The sequence below is a fragment of the Thiomicrorhabdus immobilis genome, assembly GCF_021654855.1.
Taxonomy (GTDB): Bacteria; Pseudomonadota; Gammaproteobacteria; order Thiomicrospirales; family Thiomicrospiraceae; genus Thiomicrorhabdus; species Thiomicrorhabdus immobilis.
The window spans coordinates 531,523-545,145 of sequence record NZ_AP024202.1; the positions used below are offsets into that span (position 1 = coordinate 531,523).

Annotated in this window: 13 protein-coding genes; 10 read left to right on the forward strand and 3 right to left on the reverse strand. The window is 44.1% G+C overall.

Annotated features, from left to right (window positions below; translation table 11 throughout):
- Positions 1-5: 5 nt before the first annotated feature.
- The 5 genes from L6421_RS02310 to L6421_RS02330 all read left to right on the forward strand — a co-directional run bounded on the left by L6421_RS02310 (position 6) and on the right by L6421_RS02330 (position 3,994).
- Positions 6-983, forward strand: coding sequence for a tyrosine recombinase XerC (locus L6421_RS02310; protein ID WP_237262777.1), 978 nt, complete (start codon positions 6-8; stop codon positions 981-983).
- A gap of 380 nt (positions 984-1,363) precedes the next feature.
- Positions 1,364-1,900 carry an ATP-dependent protease subunit HslV gene (gene hslV, locus L6421_RS02315; RefSeq protein ID WP_237262780.1) on the forward strand — a complete coding sequence of 179 codons (537 nt, stop codon included), beginning with the start codon at positions 1,364-1,366 and terminating at the stop codon, positions 1,898-1,900.
- 72 nt (positions 1,901-1,972) lie between these two features.
- Positions 1,973-2,557, forward strand: a complete 585-nt coding sequence (locus L6421_RS02320; RefSeq protein WP_237262782.1) for a YqhA family protein — start codon at positions 1,973-1,975, stop codon at positions 2,555-2,557.
- 88 nt (positions 2,558-2,645) lie between these two features.
- Positions 2,646-3,158 (forward strand): helix-turn-helix domain-containing protein, encoded by a 513-nt coding sequence (locus L6421_RS02325; protein ID WP_237261460.1) that lies wholly within the window; start codon positions 2,646-2,648, stop codon positions 3,156-3,158.
- On the forward strand, positions 3,068-3,994 hold the full coding sequence (locus tag L6421_RS02330) for an IS3 family transposase (RefSeq protein ID WP_237264475.1): 927 nt from the start codon (positions 3,068-3,070) through the stop codon (positions 3,992-3,994). Before L6421_RS02325 ends, L6421_RS02330 begins: the two co-directional genes overlap by 91 nt.
- A 153-nt stretch (positions 3,995-4,147) precedes the next feature.
- On the opposite strand, the gene waaA is transcribed toward L6421_RS02330, so the two are convergent.
- The 3 genes from waaA to L6421_RS02345 form a co-directional block, all read right to left on the reverse strand.
- The gene (waaA, locus tag L6421_RS02335; RefSeq protein ID WP_237262785.1) at positions 4,148-5,479 is read right to left on the reverse strand and encodes a lipid IV(A) 3-deoxy-D-manno-octulosonic acid transferase; all 1,332 of its coding nucleotides are present in this window, start codon (positions 5,477-5,479) and stop codon (positions 4,148-4,150) included.
- A gap of 33 nt (positions 5,480-5,512) precedes the next feature.
- Positions 5,513-6,454 (reverse strand): KpsF/GutQ family sugar-phosphate isomerase, encoded by a 942-nt coding sequence (locus L6421_RS02340; RefSeq protein ID WP_237262787.1) that lies wholly within the window; start codon positions 6,452-6,454, stop codon positions 5,513-5,515.
- A gap of 71 nt (positions 6,455-6,525) precedes the next feature.
- Positions 6,526-7,185 (reverse strand): acyloxyacyl hydrolase, encoded by a 660-nt coding sequence (locus L6421_RS02345; RefSeq protein ID WP_237262790.1) that lies wholly within the window; start codon positions 7,183-7,185, stop codon positions 6,526-6,528.
- A gap of 68 nt (positions 7,186-7,253) precedes the next feature.
- Between L6421_RS02345 and hldE the strand changes: the two genes are divergently transcribed.
- The 5 genes from hldE to L6421_RS02370 all read left to right on the forward strand — a co-directional run bounded on the left by hldE (position 7,254) and on the right by L6421_RS02370 (position 13,618).
- Positions 7,254-8,702: a bifunctional D-glycero-beta-D-manno-heptose-7-phosphate kinase/D-glycero-beta-D-manno-heptose 1-phosphate adenylyltransferase HldE gene (gene hldE / locus L6421_RS02350; RefSeq protein WP_237262792.1), complete on the forward strand. Its 1,449-nt coding sequence runs from the start codon at positions 7,254-7,256 to the stop codon at positions 8,700-8,702.
- Entirely contained in the window at positions 8,699-9,271 is a 573-nt protein-coding gene (locus L6421_RS02355) for a D-sedoheptulose-7-phosphate isomerase (protein ID WP_237262794.1), read from the forward strand. The genes hldE and L6421_RS02355 overlap by 4 nt, the downstream gene beginning before the upstream one ends.
- A gap of 73 nt (positions 9,272-9,344) precedes the next feature.
- Positions 9,345-10,451, forward strand: a complete 1,107-nt coding sequence (locus L6421_RS02360; RefSeq protein ID WP_237262796.1) for a glucokinase — start codon at positions 9,345-9,347, stop codon at positions 10,449-10,451.
- Between the two features lie 118 nt (positions 10,452-10,569).
- Positions 10,570-11,838, forward strand: coding sequence for a glucose-1-phosphate adenylyltransferase (gene glgC, locus L6421_RS02365; RefSeq protein WP_237262798.1), 1,269 nt, complete (start codon positions 10,570-10,572; stop codon positions 11,836-11,838).
- A 61-nt stretch (positions 11,839-11,899) separates the two neighbouring features.
- Positions 11,900-13,618, forward strand: coding sequence for a glycoside hydrolase family 57 protein (locus L6421_RS02370; protein ID WP_237262800.1), 1,719 nt, complete (start codon positions 11,900-11,902; stop codon positions 13,616-13,618).
- Positions 13,619-13,623 lie beyond the last annotated feature (5 nt).

Below are 13,623 nucleotides of genomic sequence, written 5' to 3' on the forward strand. Positions count from 1 at the left end.
ATATCATGTCTTTCAGTGCGTCAGAAAATCACTTTATCGGTCAGTTTATCCGCCATCTGCAGGCGCAAAATAAATCGGTGCACACCGTGTCTAACTACCAGCGAGATATCGAGGATTTTCTGGGTTTCTATTTGGCGGATGAGTTGGCAGTGACGGATGCCAGTCGCGATGAAACACAAGCCGACCATGAATTGAGAGGGATTATTGGCGCATTCAATGATTGGCGCTTAATCGATTCGCAAACTATCCGTGCGTTTATGGCTTATCGTGTACAGCATGGTATCAGCGCTCGAACCTTGGCAAGGCAACTCTCGGCGATCCGTTCTTTTTACGATTATCTATTACAAAAAAAAGTTGTGGTTAAAAACCCGGCAAAAGGGGTTAAAGCGCCTAAACAACCCCAGCCATTACCCAAAAGTGTCGATGTCGATTGGATGCAGAGATTGCTGGATCAGCCATTGGAAACTTGGCAAGATACACGTGACCAAGCGATGTTTGAGTTGCTCTATTCGGCGGGGTTGCGTGTTTCGGAATTAGCGGAATTAGATATTTCACCAGGCCTGGATGAAGCCGAATCGGGCTGGGTTCGAGTTTTGGGTAAAGGTCAAAAGGAGCGTCTGGCTCCGGTTGGTTCTAAGTCTTTATTGGCATTAAAAAATTGGCTGGCAATACGTGCAGATTACGCCAAAGAGGATGAGCAGGCGGTCTTTGTCAATCAACGGGGTAATCGTTTGAGTGTGCGTTCCATTCAAAACCAGTTGGATAAAAGAACCCTGCAAGCCGGTTTGCCAACCAAAATGTCACCGCATAGATTACGCCATGCTTGCGCCACACATGTCTTGGAATCCAGTGGTGACTTGCGTGCGGTGCAAGAAATTTTAGGGCATGCGAATTTATCGACCACCCAGATTTACACCAAACTCGATCTGCAACATCTCGCACAGGTCTACGATCAGGCCCATCCACGAGCCAAAAAACATTAACAGCTACTGCGAACACCAATCTCTGCGTAAAAAAACCATTTTTGCTTGGATGAACCACAAAGGCACGAAGACACGAAGGAAAAAAATTTTAGTATTTGTTTGGCTTCGAATTCAGTACATACAATCTAAAATATTTTTTGCTTACATTTCTAGATTGCTTCGCTTTGTTATCGTCTCTACAGCCGAGTTCTTTGTTTCGCAATGACAGTGTGAACGGCCTTTTCTTTAAAATCTTCGTGTCTTCGTGGTCAATCGAATTTTTGCATCCGCTACGTGGTTAAATTTTAAACATCGCATTAAAAACAATTTCTGTCTTATCGAAATCAATTTCCTTTAAAATAGCCAGATTAAAAAGTAAGTTACAAATAAAAAGGAAAGATATGTCTTTTCACGGAACAACGATTTTATGTGCAAAGCGTGGCGGCCAAATGGTGATTGGCGGCGATGGTCAGGTGACATTAGGTCATGTGGTGATGAAAGGTAACGCTCGCAAGGTGCGCCGTTTATACAATGGCCAGGTGATTGCTGGTTTTGCAGGGGCAACGGCCGATGCCTTTACCTTGTTTGAACGTTTTGAAGGGCGTTTACAAACCCATAATGGCCAGTTGATGCGTGCCGCGGTAGAGATGGCTAAAGACTGGCGTACCGACCGTGCTCTGCGTAAGCTGGAAGCGATGATGTTGGTGGCCGACAAAGACAATATGCTACTGATTTCCGGAACAGGCGATGTCATTGAACCGCAAGATGACTTTATCGCGATTGGTTCGGGTGGCAGTTACGCTCATTCAGCGGCACAAGCGTTAATGGAAAACACCGAGTTGTCGGCTCGTGATGTGGTGGAAAAATCACTGCATATTGCTGGAGATCTATGTATCTATACAAACCACAATTTAACCATTGAAGAATTAAGCGAATAAATATAGATTTAAATTATCAGACTCTATGAAGTCTATACAGGCCTGGTAGATTGAATTAAATAGGAGAGTTTTATGGCCAATCATGAAGTTGAGCAAAAGAATGATGAACAAGAATTGGTTTGTACAGTAAAGAATCAAGGTATGGCTGAAAAGGTCATAGAGTCGGCATTATGGAACAGTCGATTTGTGGTGATGGTGGCTGTAGTGGCAAGTTTGTTTACGGCATTTGCTATTTTTTATACAACCTCGGTTGATGTGTTTTACACCATTAGCCATTTGACGCATTACCATTCAATGGATGATGAGGGTCGTGCATTATTAAAAGCGCAAACAGTTGCTCATGTGGTCGGCTCAGTAGATGGTTTCTTACTGGGTGCCATTATGCTGATTTTCTCATTAGGTTTATATGAGCTATTTATCTCTAAGATTGATACGGCTGTCGATAATGTTGGTGCAAGTAAAATTTTAATGATTAACTCGTTAGATGACTTAAAAGACAAATTGGCGAAAGTGATTTTAATGATCTTAATTGTTATGTTCTTTGAGCAAGCGATTTTCTTAAAACCAACGCAACCTCTTGAGCTTTTATACTACTCTTTAGCGATTATGATGATTGCTTTAGCGTTGTATCTATCGCATAAGGCTTATGAACACTAAGGTCTACAACCTATATCAATAATACAAATTAAAAAGCCCCGTTATGAAGTGACCCCCAAATGTTGGACACCAACTTTGGGGGTTTTTCATGTCCAAATACAATCGAGAATTTAAACTGGCGATTGCTAAGCAATGCCTTTCTCATGAATCCAGTCTGTCCATTTCCAAGCGACTCGGTATTCCAGATCGCTATATCCGTTACTGGACACAAGTCTATCGTTTCCATGGTCAAAATGCGTTTATCAAACGTAACACACCATACTCTTTTGAAGACAAATATCGTATCCTAAAACACATGCGTGAAAATCACTGGTCTATTAGTTATACCAGTATTGTCTATAACATGAGTTCTGCGGGTACGATTTCTACTTGGCTCACTCAATTCGAACGGTTCGGCCTTTCAGGCTTACAACCTAAAAAGCAGGGTAGAAAAATGAAAAAAAACCAAAAACAAGAAATGGTTAAGCCAACTGAAAAAATGAGCCTAGAGGAGTTACGAGAAGAACTCGAATACCGTCGAGCGGAGAATGCCTATTTAAAAAAGCTCGATGCCCTGCTACAGGAAAAAGAACGCCAAACCAAGAAAAAGCAGGGCTCATAGATCAGCTTAGAACGTTCTATCCACTTAAACATCTTCTCAAGGCCGCCGGGCTTGCACGAAGTGTGTTTTATTACCATCAGGCGCGCAGTGCGCTGCCTGATCGTTATGCGGACGTTAAAAGAGCGATTCAACAACTCTTTAATGAGCATAAAGGTCGTTATGGGTATCGACGTATGACCTATGCGTTAAGACGCTTAGGTCACTTTTTAAACAAGAAGGCCGTTCAACGTTTAATGCAAGAACTGAACTTGAAGTCATTCGTCAGGCCAAAGCGTTACCGATCCTATAGAGGTCAAGTAGGCCGAATTGCCGAGAATGTGCTTCAAAGAAACTTCCGTGTTGATGCACCGGATAAAAAATGGGTAACCGATGTCACGGAGTTTAAAGTCGGAGAACAGCGAGTTTACTTATCCCCGGTGATTGACCTGTTTAACCAAGAAGTGATTAGTTATCGAGTGGCCAAGAGTGCACGGCTACCGCTGGTGACCGACATGCTAAAAGAAGCAATCAATAAGTTAACAGGCAAAGTCAAACCGATATTCCACAGTGATCAAGGCTGGCAGTATCAGCATAGTGATGTACAGAAGTTACTGAAAGAGAATGGATTAACTCAGAGCATGTCAAGAAAAGGGAACTGTTTAGATAATGCGGTTGCTGAGAACTTTTTTGGAATCCTAAAAACCGAGATGTATCATCGTAAGAAGTTCAATAGTGCTGAGCATCTAATGGAAGAAATTAAAGACTATATTGAGTATTACAATACAAAACGAATCAAGGTGAAACTAAAAGGCCTGACTCCGATAGAATATCGAAATCAGGCCTTAAGTGCCGCTTAACTAAAATGTCCAACTTTTTGGGGTCACTTCATTAATATGAGTTTAACGGGGCTTTTTTTGTTTAGAAACCGCAAAAAATGGCTTTGACCAGGCCTGGTCATTTTAAAAATCTGTTATCGAGATTTTCCCGTTCAGCTCTTTACTTCAATGCCATTAAGCGTCTAAATAGGGTTTTAAAGCCTGCATGGTTCTCTCTAAGGCGCCGGTTTGTTTGGCAAAACATTGATGGCCTTGATTGGCGAGCTTTGTGGCTTGTTCTTTATGGGTGAGCAGTTGTTCTAAGGTGGCGGCCAGTTGATGACTATCGTCTACGATTTTTACCCCGTTTTCGGCAACAAAAGGGTCGAATAACGCTTGTAGGTTTTGATAATGTGGACCCGATAATACCGGCTTATTCAAAGCAGCGGGTTCCAATATATTGTGTCCACCAAACGGCACCATGCTGCCGCCAATAAAGGCGATATCGCTGACAGCAAACCATAACATCAGTTCTCCCACACTATCGGCTAGATAGACTTGAGTGTCCGGCTGAATTTCTGCATCTTGACTGCGCTGTTGCCAATTCAATGGCTTCGATTCCAATAATTCGGTCACTTTCTGAAAGCGGTCGGCATGTCTGGGTACCAGAATCAGCAATGCATTTGGATGAGTTTGCAGTAGTTTTTTATGCGCATCCAGCATGAGTTGTTCTTCACTCGCCATTAAATCGCCATTCTCTGGATGGGCGTGGGTACTGGCGGCCACCCAAATAGGGCGTTGGTTGAGGTGGTTTTGTTGTTTCCAAATGTGAGCTTGTTCTGCTAAGTCATCAGCGATGGTTAAATCGAATTTCAAATTCCCCAGGGTTTTCACTTTGTTCTGGTTTGCGCCCAGGGTTTTGAAGTGTTCGGCATCGGCAGGAAATTGCGCCGCAATAAATTCGGTTTGGTTCAAAGCATCGCGAATCAATTGACCGCCCCATTTTTGATAGGCGTTGAAAGAGGCGGTTTTCAAACGTGCGTTGATTAACACAATGGGTATGTTGTTATCGACACAGGCCTGGTAAAGATTCGGCCAAATTTCGGTTTCGACCATAATCACCAGTTTAGGTTGAATTTGTTGTAAAAACCGTTTGACGGCAAAAGGGTAATCATAGGGCAACATTTGGTGTTGGATGGTTACCGGAGAAAACTGTAAAGCCTGCAGCGCACCTTGGGTTGAACCATTGGTAACCGTTAAGGGAAGCTCGGGATATTGTTGGTGAAGACGGCTGAGTAACGGAAAGATGGAACGGGTTTCGCCCACTGAAACCGCATGAATCCACACTCCGCCTGTTTGGTATGCGGTTGAGTTGAAACCAAATCGGCTTTTGAAACAGTCATGAATATCCGGTAGGGAGTTGTCGTGTTGTTGCTGTTTTTGATGTTTACGGCATCGTTTCCAACCCGAATAGGCAATCAACGGCATTGCCAAAAAGGTAAGAAGTCGATAACTGAATAAATTCATTTAACCAGGCCTGGTAGGTTGCGGTTGTGAGAGTTAACCATTTAAATCGTAAATCTGAATGACACCGACCACTTGGCTGTTCTCTGTTACCAATAAAGAGGTGATTTTATTTTCATTCATCAGCTCTTCGGCTTCATTCAAACGTGCTTCGGCATCTATGGTTTTGGGATTGACGCCCATTAAATCCGCCGCTTTGAGTTGCATAAAGTTGGCCGAATCGGTTTCCATGTGACGGCGCAAATCACCATCGGTGATAATGCCTTTACCGTTATCGACGATACATAAACCTAAGCGGCCTTCGTTCATGGTGTGGATGACATCTTGAACCGATGAGTTTGCAGAAACCATCGGTAGGTTTTTGCTGGTCATCTCATGTTTTACTCGAGTTAATAGTTTACGTCCAAGACTTCCACCAGGGTGGAAACGGGCAAATTCATGCGGCTGAAAGTCACGCGCTTCCATCAAGGCGACCGCTAAAGCATCTCCCATCACCAAGGTCGCAGTGGTTGACGACGTGGGTGCCAATTGGTGTGGGCAAGCTTCTCTTGGTACGGCAATATTCAGGTGGAAATCGGCATTGGTCGCCAATGTTGAATCAGGACGCCCGGTCATGGAGATGACAATATTGCCATTGTCTTTCAGAAACGGCAGGAGGCGAATCACTTCTTCGGTTTCCCCTGAGTTAGACAAAGCTAAAAACACATCTTTAGGAGAGACCATGCCCAAATCCCCGTGAAAGGCTTCGCCCGGGTGCATAAAGAAACATGGAGTCCCTGTGCTGGCAAAGGTCGCCATAATCTTTTTACCGATTAGCCCTGACTTACCCATACCACAAATCACGACTCGGCCTTGGGTGTTCAAAATCGCATCAACACTGCCTGAAAAGTTATCATCGATCAGGGTTTTTAAATGCAAAACGGCTTCGGCTTCAATATCGAGTACTTGTTTGGCGATGGCTTGATAGTCAATTGACATAAAATTCTTTAACCTTTTTTCTAATGGGGTTTGTTCAGTAGGGTTTGGCTTGTTTCAGTCTCAATTTCGCTTTAGAAATGATAACCTACATGCAAGTTATGGATGTCGGTACCTGGGTTTGGCATCTCTATCCCCGCGTTGGAAATGTGCAAATAACGGTAGCTGACTTCAAAGGCATCCCGTTTTACCCCTAAACCAAAAATGCTGCCAAACTGGAATTGTGTCGACTTGTCCTCGTTTTCGATTCTAATATCGCTCAATAGGTGTGGACCACCACCCATTTCTATAAAAGGGGTATAGGCGAAGTGTTTAAGTTGATATTGGAATACCGGAGTTAACCCGATGATATAACCAGAGTCGTTGGCGACATTCTTTTCATCGGAGTTCCAAGCGTGAAAGCTAGCATCCCAGCGGCCGGTGATTTGCCAATCTTTGGCTTCATAGACTTTTTCATCCCAATCCGCACCTATGGCAACTCGTAGATGTTTTAATTTATTGTCTGAACCAATGTCAGTACTGAAGGTTAGTTCATCGGTATTGATATGAGGGCGTAAAACACAAGGTGCGGTACCTTGAAAACAAGCAAAACCTAAAGAACCAATCGCGCCTAAAATGGCAAAGGACATAGGACCATTGTTTGAGTTTTCGGCATAACTGGTGGAAGGGGTTAAAGCAATTGAAAGAATTAATGTGCTTAAAACACCAGAAAAAATGGTTTTTGAATTTTGCATGCTGGGGATTCCTGATAAACTGTACGCACATTTTAATCTATCTATAAATGCTTTTGGTAAGGAATCTTATGCACGACTTTTCGCAATCTAAAATTCTAGTGGTTGGTGATGTAATGTTGGACCAATATTGGAATGGTAGGGCGGGAAGAATCTCTCCTGAAGCACCTGTTCCGGTGGTAAAAGTCGCCAATGAGGAGATGCGTGCCGGTGGTGCCGCCAACGTGGCGTTGAATGTGGCCGCTTTGGGCGCTAAAGCTTGTCTTTTGGGTGTGGTCGGTAAACTGGCCAATGGCGGTATGGATGCGCATGGCCAGCAGTTGACCCAGCTGATGCAACAGGCCAATGTGACAACCGATTGGGCGCTGTCGGAAAGCGGTACTATCTGCAAGTTAAGAGTGTTAAGCCACCACCAGCAATTGATTCGTATGGATTTTGAAAATCCTGTCCCTGCCGAGCCAGCCCAGGCTTTGGTTGAATTGGTTAAAAAGCATATTGCCGATTATGACGTTTTGGTGATTTCCGATTACGCCAAAGGCGCTCTGCAGTTTGTTGAGCAAATGATTGCTGTGGCGGTTGAAAAATCCATCCCGGTGTTGGTTGATCCTAAAGGGTTGGATTTTGAGCGTTACCGTAATGCAACTCTAATCAAGCCGAATCAGAGTGAGTTTGAGGCGATTGTGGGTGAGGCGTCAACTGAAGCGGCCGTTGTAGAAAAAGCCACTCGATTAATTGATGATTTGTCGTTGCAAGCCTTGTTGGTTACCCGTAGCGAGCATGGTATGGCGTTGGTTAGCCAGCAAGATAAACCTTATCTGCTGAAGTCGCAAGCACAGGAAGTCTACGATGTGACGGGGGCGGGTGATACGGTTATGGCGGCATTGGCTACCGGGTTTGCCAGTGGCTTGTCGTGGCAGAATTCGGTGCATTTGGCCAATCAGGCCGCGAGTGTGGTGGTTCGAAAAGTCGGAACTTCAACGGTTTCCAAAGCGGAGTTGGACGAGGCGATTAAAGCCGATATGCGCCATAAAGGTTATGTGGCGATGAATGAAGATGAGTTGCTTGAACTGGTGCGGTTGGCCCAACAAAACGGTGAAAAAGTGGTGTTCACCAATGGTTGTTTCGACCTATTGCATAGTGGCCATGTGCGTTATTTAAACGAGGCGGCTAAATTAGGTGAGCGTTTGATTATCGCGGTGAACTCGGATGAGTCGGTCAAAAAATTAAAAGGCGATTCGCGCCCGATCGTTGGTTTGGAAGGTCGTATGGAACTGCTTTCAGCATTGAGTTGTGTTGACTGGGTGGTCGCTTTCAATGAGGAAACCCCAGAGCGCTTGATTTGTAAATTAAAACCGGATGTTTTGGTCAAGGGCGGTGATTATAAGCCTGAAGAGATTGCCGGTTCTGCTTGTGTTTGGGATGCCGGTGGGCAGGTTGAAGTTTTGTCTTTTTGGGATGGTTATTCAACCACAAAATTAGTGGATAAAATTCAAACCGAAGAGAATGCGAAAAAATTATGAGCGAAATGAATATTGATTTTGAACACGCATTGGCCGAAAATCAAAAAGCGATCCTGTCGGTAATAAAGCAAGCAGGCCTGGTAACAGAGGTGGTTGAAAAAATTCAAGCTTCTGTCGACGCCGGCGGTAAAGTGATTTGGCTGGGCAATGGCGGCAGTGCGGCAGATGCCCAACACATGGCGGCTGAGTTGATGGTGCGTTATGTAAAAAATCGTCAGCCGATAGCTTCCATTGCGTTAACGACAGATAGCTCGATTTTAACGGCGCATACCAATGACTATGATTTTGACAGTGTGTTCTCACGTCAAATCGAAGGATTGGCCAGGCCTGGTGACGTGGTGATTGCGATGTCTACTTCGGGCAATAGCCATAATGTCGTTAAAGCGATTCAGGTCGCGAAAACGTGTGGTTGTGTTACCGTGGCGTTAACGGGTAAAAAAGACAGTGCTATGAGTGAACAAGCGGATTATTGTTTACAAGTCGATTCAGTAGAGACCGCGCGTATTCAAGAAGCACATAGTTTTTTCAATCATTTGATTTGTGAAGGTTTGGATACTCTTTATGACTAAATGTAATCTTGCATATTGGCGAAGCGGTACCGAGCCCGAAATGGGCCGTAAACCCAAAATGTTGGGGTGGTAAATGTATTATCTGGCTGGAGATATAGGAGGAACTAAAGCTTTACTTCAACTTATCCAAGTTAGGCCAGAAAATCGTAGCTCTTCAGCTATTGGCCAGCAGCGTTTCTTATGTAATCAATTCGATTCTTTGCAATCGATTGTCTCTCGTTTTTTATCTTCCTTCGATATCCCTAACTTAACCATAGAGTCCGCCTGTTTCGGTTTGCCGGGGCCGGTTCATTCGCGTCAAGTTCAATTGACTAATTTGCCTTGGATTGTCGATGCAGACCAAATCGAACAGGCCTGTTCCATTAATAGGGTGCATTTTGTAAATGATTTTTACGCCGCCGCTTTGGGCGTGGACACCCTTTCCAGCAGTGAGCTGATTTCTCTCTATCTTCCTGTAAACAGTCAAACTAATGGCGAACCAATAAAGGGCAATAGGCTTGTTATTGGTGCAGGAACGGGTTTGGGTGTGGCTCCGGTTTTTTATGATGGAGAGGCTTTTTTGCCTCAAAGTTCTGAAGGTGGGCATTTTGAATTTGCTCCAATCTCTGAAACACAGCAGCTTTTATTACAATGGTTGTGGCAGCAATGGGAACATGTTTCTTATGAAAGAGTGCTTTCCGGACCTGGGCTAGAGGCACTTTACCAGTTCTTTTCAGAGCATGCAGTGGTCACTTCTTATTCTCAAATAAGTTCACAAATTCTTAATAAAAATAAGTTGTTTACAAAACAAAATAACCCTGTAGGCTTAAATTTTGCTCCTACTGATTTTAACTTATCTAAGAGGTTACTCAACGCAGAGCAAATAAGCCAAGCGGCCGATGCTGGCGATCCTGTCGCTATTCAGGCGTTAACCGAATTTGTAACAATTTATGGCGCATTTGTTGGCGCAGTTGCACTCATTTGGCCTGCACCAAATGGAATTTATTTGGCGGGTGGGATTGCAGTCAAAATCTTAAATTGGATGCAAAAGCCCTATTTTCAAAAAGCCTATCTAGAGAAAGGCCGAATGACTCAGATTGTTGAAAATATCCCTGTTTATTTGGTGGCAGACGAGTCGTTAGGTTTAAGAGGGGCGATGCGACAAAATCAAATCTTGGCGCACAGTAAGCGAATATCGTGACTGTTGCATGTAATTTAAACGTAATCAAATAGCCATAATTTCATGTCGGTTATCTGAATTGTTTTATTGTCTTAGTTCATAACAAACACCAACAATAGGTGTGATAGAGGAATACGGAATGAAATATTATTGTGAAACCAAGTCTTCAACGGATTTAACCCGTCAAACCTTAGCGATTGTTTTGGCCGGAGGCGAGGGAAGTCGTTTAAAGGATTTAACCCGCTGGAGAGCTAAACCCGCGGTGCCTTTTGGCGGTAAGTACCGCATTGTCGATTTTGTATTGTCCAATTGTGTGAATTCCGGTATCCGTAAAATTGGCGTGTTGACCCAATATAAATCACACTCTCTGATTCGCCATATTCAGCGTGCCTGGAGTTTTATGCGTTATGAAGTGGGTGAGTTCGTAGAATTGCTTCCTGCCCAGCAACGTGTTGATAAGGATTGGTATAAAGGCACGGCGGATGCTTTATATCAAAACTTGGATATTATGCGTCGTCATACCCCTGAATATGTCATGGTATTAGGGGGTGATCATATCTATTCGATGGACTACAGCAAGATGTTGGTCGAACACGCCAATTCAGGCGCGGATGTCACTATCGGGTGTATTGAAGTACCTCGTATGGAGGCGACCGGTTTCGGAGTGATGTCGGTCGACGAGACCTTTAAGATTACCAAATTCACAGAAAAACCTGCTGACCCTGACTCCATGCCCGGTAAACCTGATAAGGCTTTGGCTTCTATGGGGATTTACATTTTCTCAACCGAATTCCTGTTTCAAAAGCTGATTGAAGACAGTGATAACCCAAATTCTTCACGTGACTTTGGTAAAGATATTATTCCCTCAATCATTGAAGATTGGAAAGTGCAGGCGTACCCCTTTGTGGATGAAAAGGACGAGCCTGTCTATTGGCGAGATGTGGGGACAATCGAGTCTTTTTGGAAAGCCAATTTGGATTTGTGCTCTATTGAACCGGAGTTGAATTTGTATGACCGTGATTGGCCGATTTGGACTTATCAAGCGCAAATGCCGCCGGCAAAATTCACTTTTGATGATGAAGGGCGTCGTGGCGAAGCAATCGATTCGATGGTAGCGGGTGGTTGTATTATTTCCGGAGCTCGCATCAAACGTTCGGTAGTGGGTAGCGGTTCACGGATTCATAGTTATTCCCATATCAAAGATTCGGTGCTCTTGCCCCGTGTAGAGGTAGGGCGAAATTGCCGTATTCAAAACGCCGTTATCGACAAGGGCGCTAAAATCCCAGACAACACCATTATCGGTGAAGACCCAGTTGAAGATGCAAAACGATTTTATATTGAAGAGTCGTCAGGCATTGTTTTGGTAACACCGGAGATGCTCGGGCAAAAGTTACATACCTTGCGATAAATTACGTTGACTTGAGTGTGTTGCATCATAAGAATCCAATTAAAAGCAAAAGAATAAGACTATGAATAAGAAAAAGATAAAAGTCGTTTTATGTTGGCATATGCACCAACCGCACTATCGAGATGGCCTAGATGGAGTTTATCGTTTGCCGTGGGTGTATTTGCATGCCATTAAAGACTATTCGGACATGGTTTGGCATTTGGAGAACTGTCCTGAAGCGAAAGTAGTCGTGAATTTTGCACCGGTTCTGCTAGAACAATTGGATGATTATGAACAACAGATGCGTGCTTGGTTGGATAACGGCGCTGAGATGAATGATCCGTTGTTAAATCTGGTTGCTGGGGTGACTCCCATTCCTAAGAGCGCTAAAGAGCGTGAAGAGGTGGTGAGTGTTTGCCAGCGTGCTTATGCGCCGACCATGATCAATGTCTTGCCACATTTCAGAGAGTTGCTGGATATGGTGCGATGTAATGACTCGAAAGAAGGGTTAGACAATATTTGTGTCAGTTATGTGAACGATCAATTCTTTACCGATTTATTGGTTTGGTATCACTTGGCTTGGATGGGCATGAGCGTTAGGGAAACCGATTATAGAGTGGATGCCTTGATGGATAAGAAATCGCACTTTACGGTTGAAGACCAACGGACATTGATGGAAATTATGACTGACTGTGTGGCCAGTATTATTCCGCGCTACAAAGCCTTAATGGAACGTGGCCAGATTGAAATCTCGATGACCCCTTATGGCCATCCAATCGTACCGTTGTTGATAGATTTTGCCAGTATGCGTGATGCGTTGCCGGATGCTCCAGCACCTAAGTACAACGGTTACCCGGATGGTTATGAACGTTCTAAATGGCACATGGAACACGGCTTAAAGGTTTATCAACAGCATTTTGAAGCTAAACCTAAGGGGGTTTGGTTGTCCGAAGGAGCCATCAGCAGTGCGGCTGTAGGCCTTTTGGATGAGTACGGTTTTAAATGGACGGCATCCGGTGAAGGGGTCTGGCGACACTCTTGTGAAGCGTCTTGCATTGATCAGCATGATTACCATAGCAAAAGAGCTTTGTATCAGCCTTTACAGCATGGGTCACAAAAGTGTGCCATGTTCTTTAGGGATGATGGTTTATCGGATATGGTCGGTTTTCAATATAAAGATTGGCACCCGACCGATGCCGCTAATGATTTCGCCCAACACATGGAAAACATAGCCAATTTTTTAGGCGACAAGGTTGAAGAGCATGTGGTATCGGTCATTTTGGACGGGGAAAATGCCTGGGAGTATTATTTTGATAATGCCAGCCATTTTTTGAAAGAGATGTACTCGAAGTTATCCAGTCATCCACGTGTTGAGATGACTACGTTTTCCGAGGCTTTGGAAAGTGGCGCCAAGATTAGACATCTGCCCGTTTTGAAATCGGGTAGTTGGGTGTATGGCTCTTTCTCGACTTGGATTGGAGACCCAGACAAAAACCGTGGTTGGGATTTGTTGGTTGAAGCCAAGCAGTGTTTTGACAAGGTGGTTAAGTCTGAAAAACTCTCCGCGATAGATTTGCAACAAGCGACCGAGCAATTGGCGGTTTGTGAAGGTTCGGATTGGTTCTGGTGGTTTGGCGGCTACAATCCATCGGATAGCGTGCAGGATTTTGACCGTTTATACCGTAGACACCTAAAAAGACTCTATCAACTGTTGGGTGAAACCCCGCCAGAAAGTCTGGATATTCCGATTTCCATGGGTGGTGGTGATATGGAAAACGCAGGGACGATGCGTCGAAATTAAATTTA

Excerpts from the sequence above, each read along its gene's own strand:
- waaA (WP_237262785.1), bottom strand. The coding sequence starts at position 5,479 with ATGAATTTATTCAGTTATCGACTTCTTACCTTTTTGGCAATGCCGTTG.
- L6421_RS02310 (WP_237262777.1), top strand. The coding sequence starts at position 6 with ATGTCTTTCAGTGCGTCAGAAAATCACTTTATCGGTCAGTTTATCCGC.
- L6421_RS02355 (WP_237262794.1), top strand. The coding sequence starts at position 8,699 with ATGAGCGAAATGAATATTGATTTTGAACACGCATTGGCCGAAAATCAA.
- L6421_RS02325 (WP_237261460.1), top strand. The coding sequence starts at position 2,646 with ATGTCCAAATACAATCGAGAATTTAAACTGGCGATTGCTAAGCAATGC.
- L6421_RS02360 (WP_237262796.1), top strand. The coding sequence starts at position 9,345 with ATGTATTATCTGGCTGGAGATATAGGAGGAACTAAAGCTTTACTTCAA.
- hslV (WP_237262780.1), top strand. The coding sequence starts at position 1,364 with ATGTCTTTTCACGGAACAACGATTTTATGTGCAAAGCGTGGCGGCCAA.
- L6421_RS02370 (WP_237262800.1), top strand. The coding sequence starts at position 11,900 with ATGAATAAGAAAAAGATAAAAGTCGTTTTATGTTGGCATATGCACCAA.
- glgC (WP_237262798.1), top strand. The coding sequence starts at position 10,570 with ATGAAATATTATTGTGAAACCAAGTCTTCAACGGATTTAACCCGTCAA.
- hldE (WP_237262792.1), top strand. The coding sequence starts at position 7,254 with ATGCACGACTTTTCGCAATCTAAAATTCTAGTGGTTGGTGATGTAATG.
- L6421_RS02340 (WP_237262787.1), bottom strand. The coding sequence starts at position 6,454 with ATGTCAATTGACTATCAAGCCATCGCCAAACAAGTACTCGATATTGAA.
- L6421_RS02320 (WP_237262782.1), top strand. The coding sequence starts at position 1,973 with ATGGCCAATCATGAAGTTGAGCAAAAGAATGATGAACAAGAATTGGTT.
- L6421_RS02345 (WP_237262790.1), bottom strand. The coding sequence starts at position 7,185 with ATGCAAAATTCAAAAACCATTTTTTCTGGTGTTTTAAGCACATTAATT.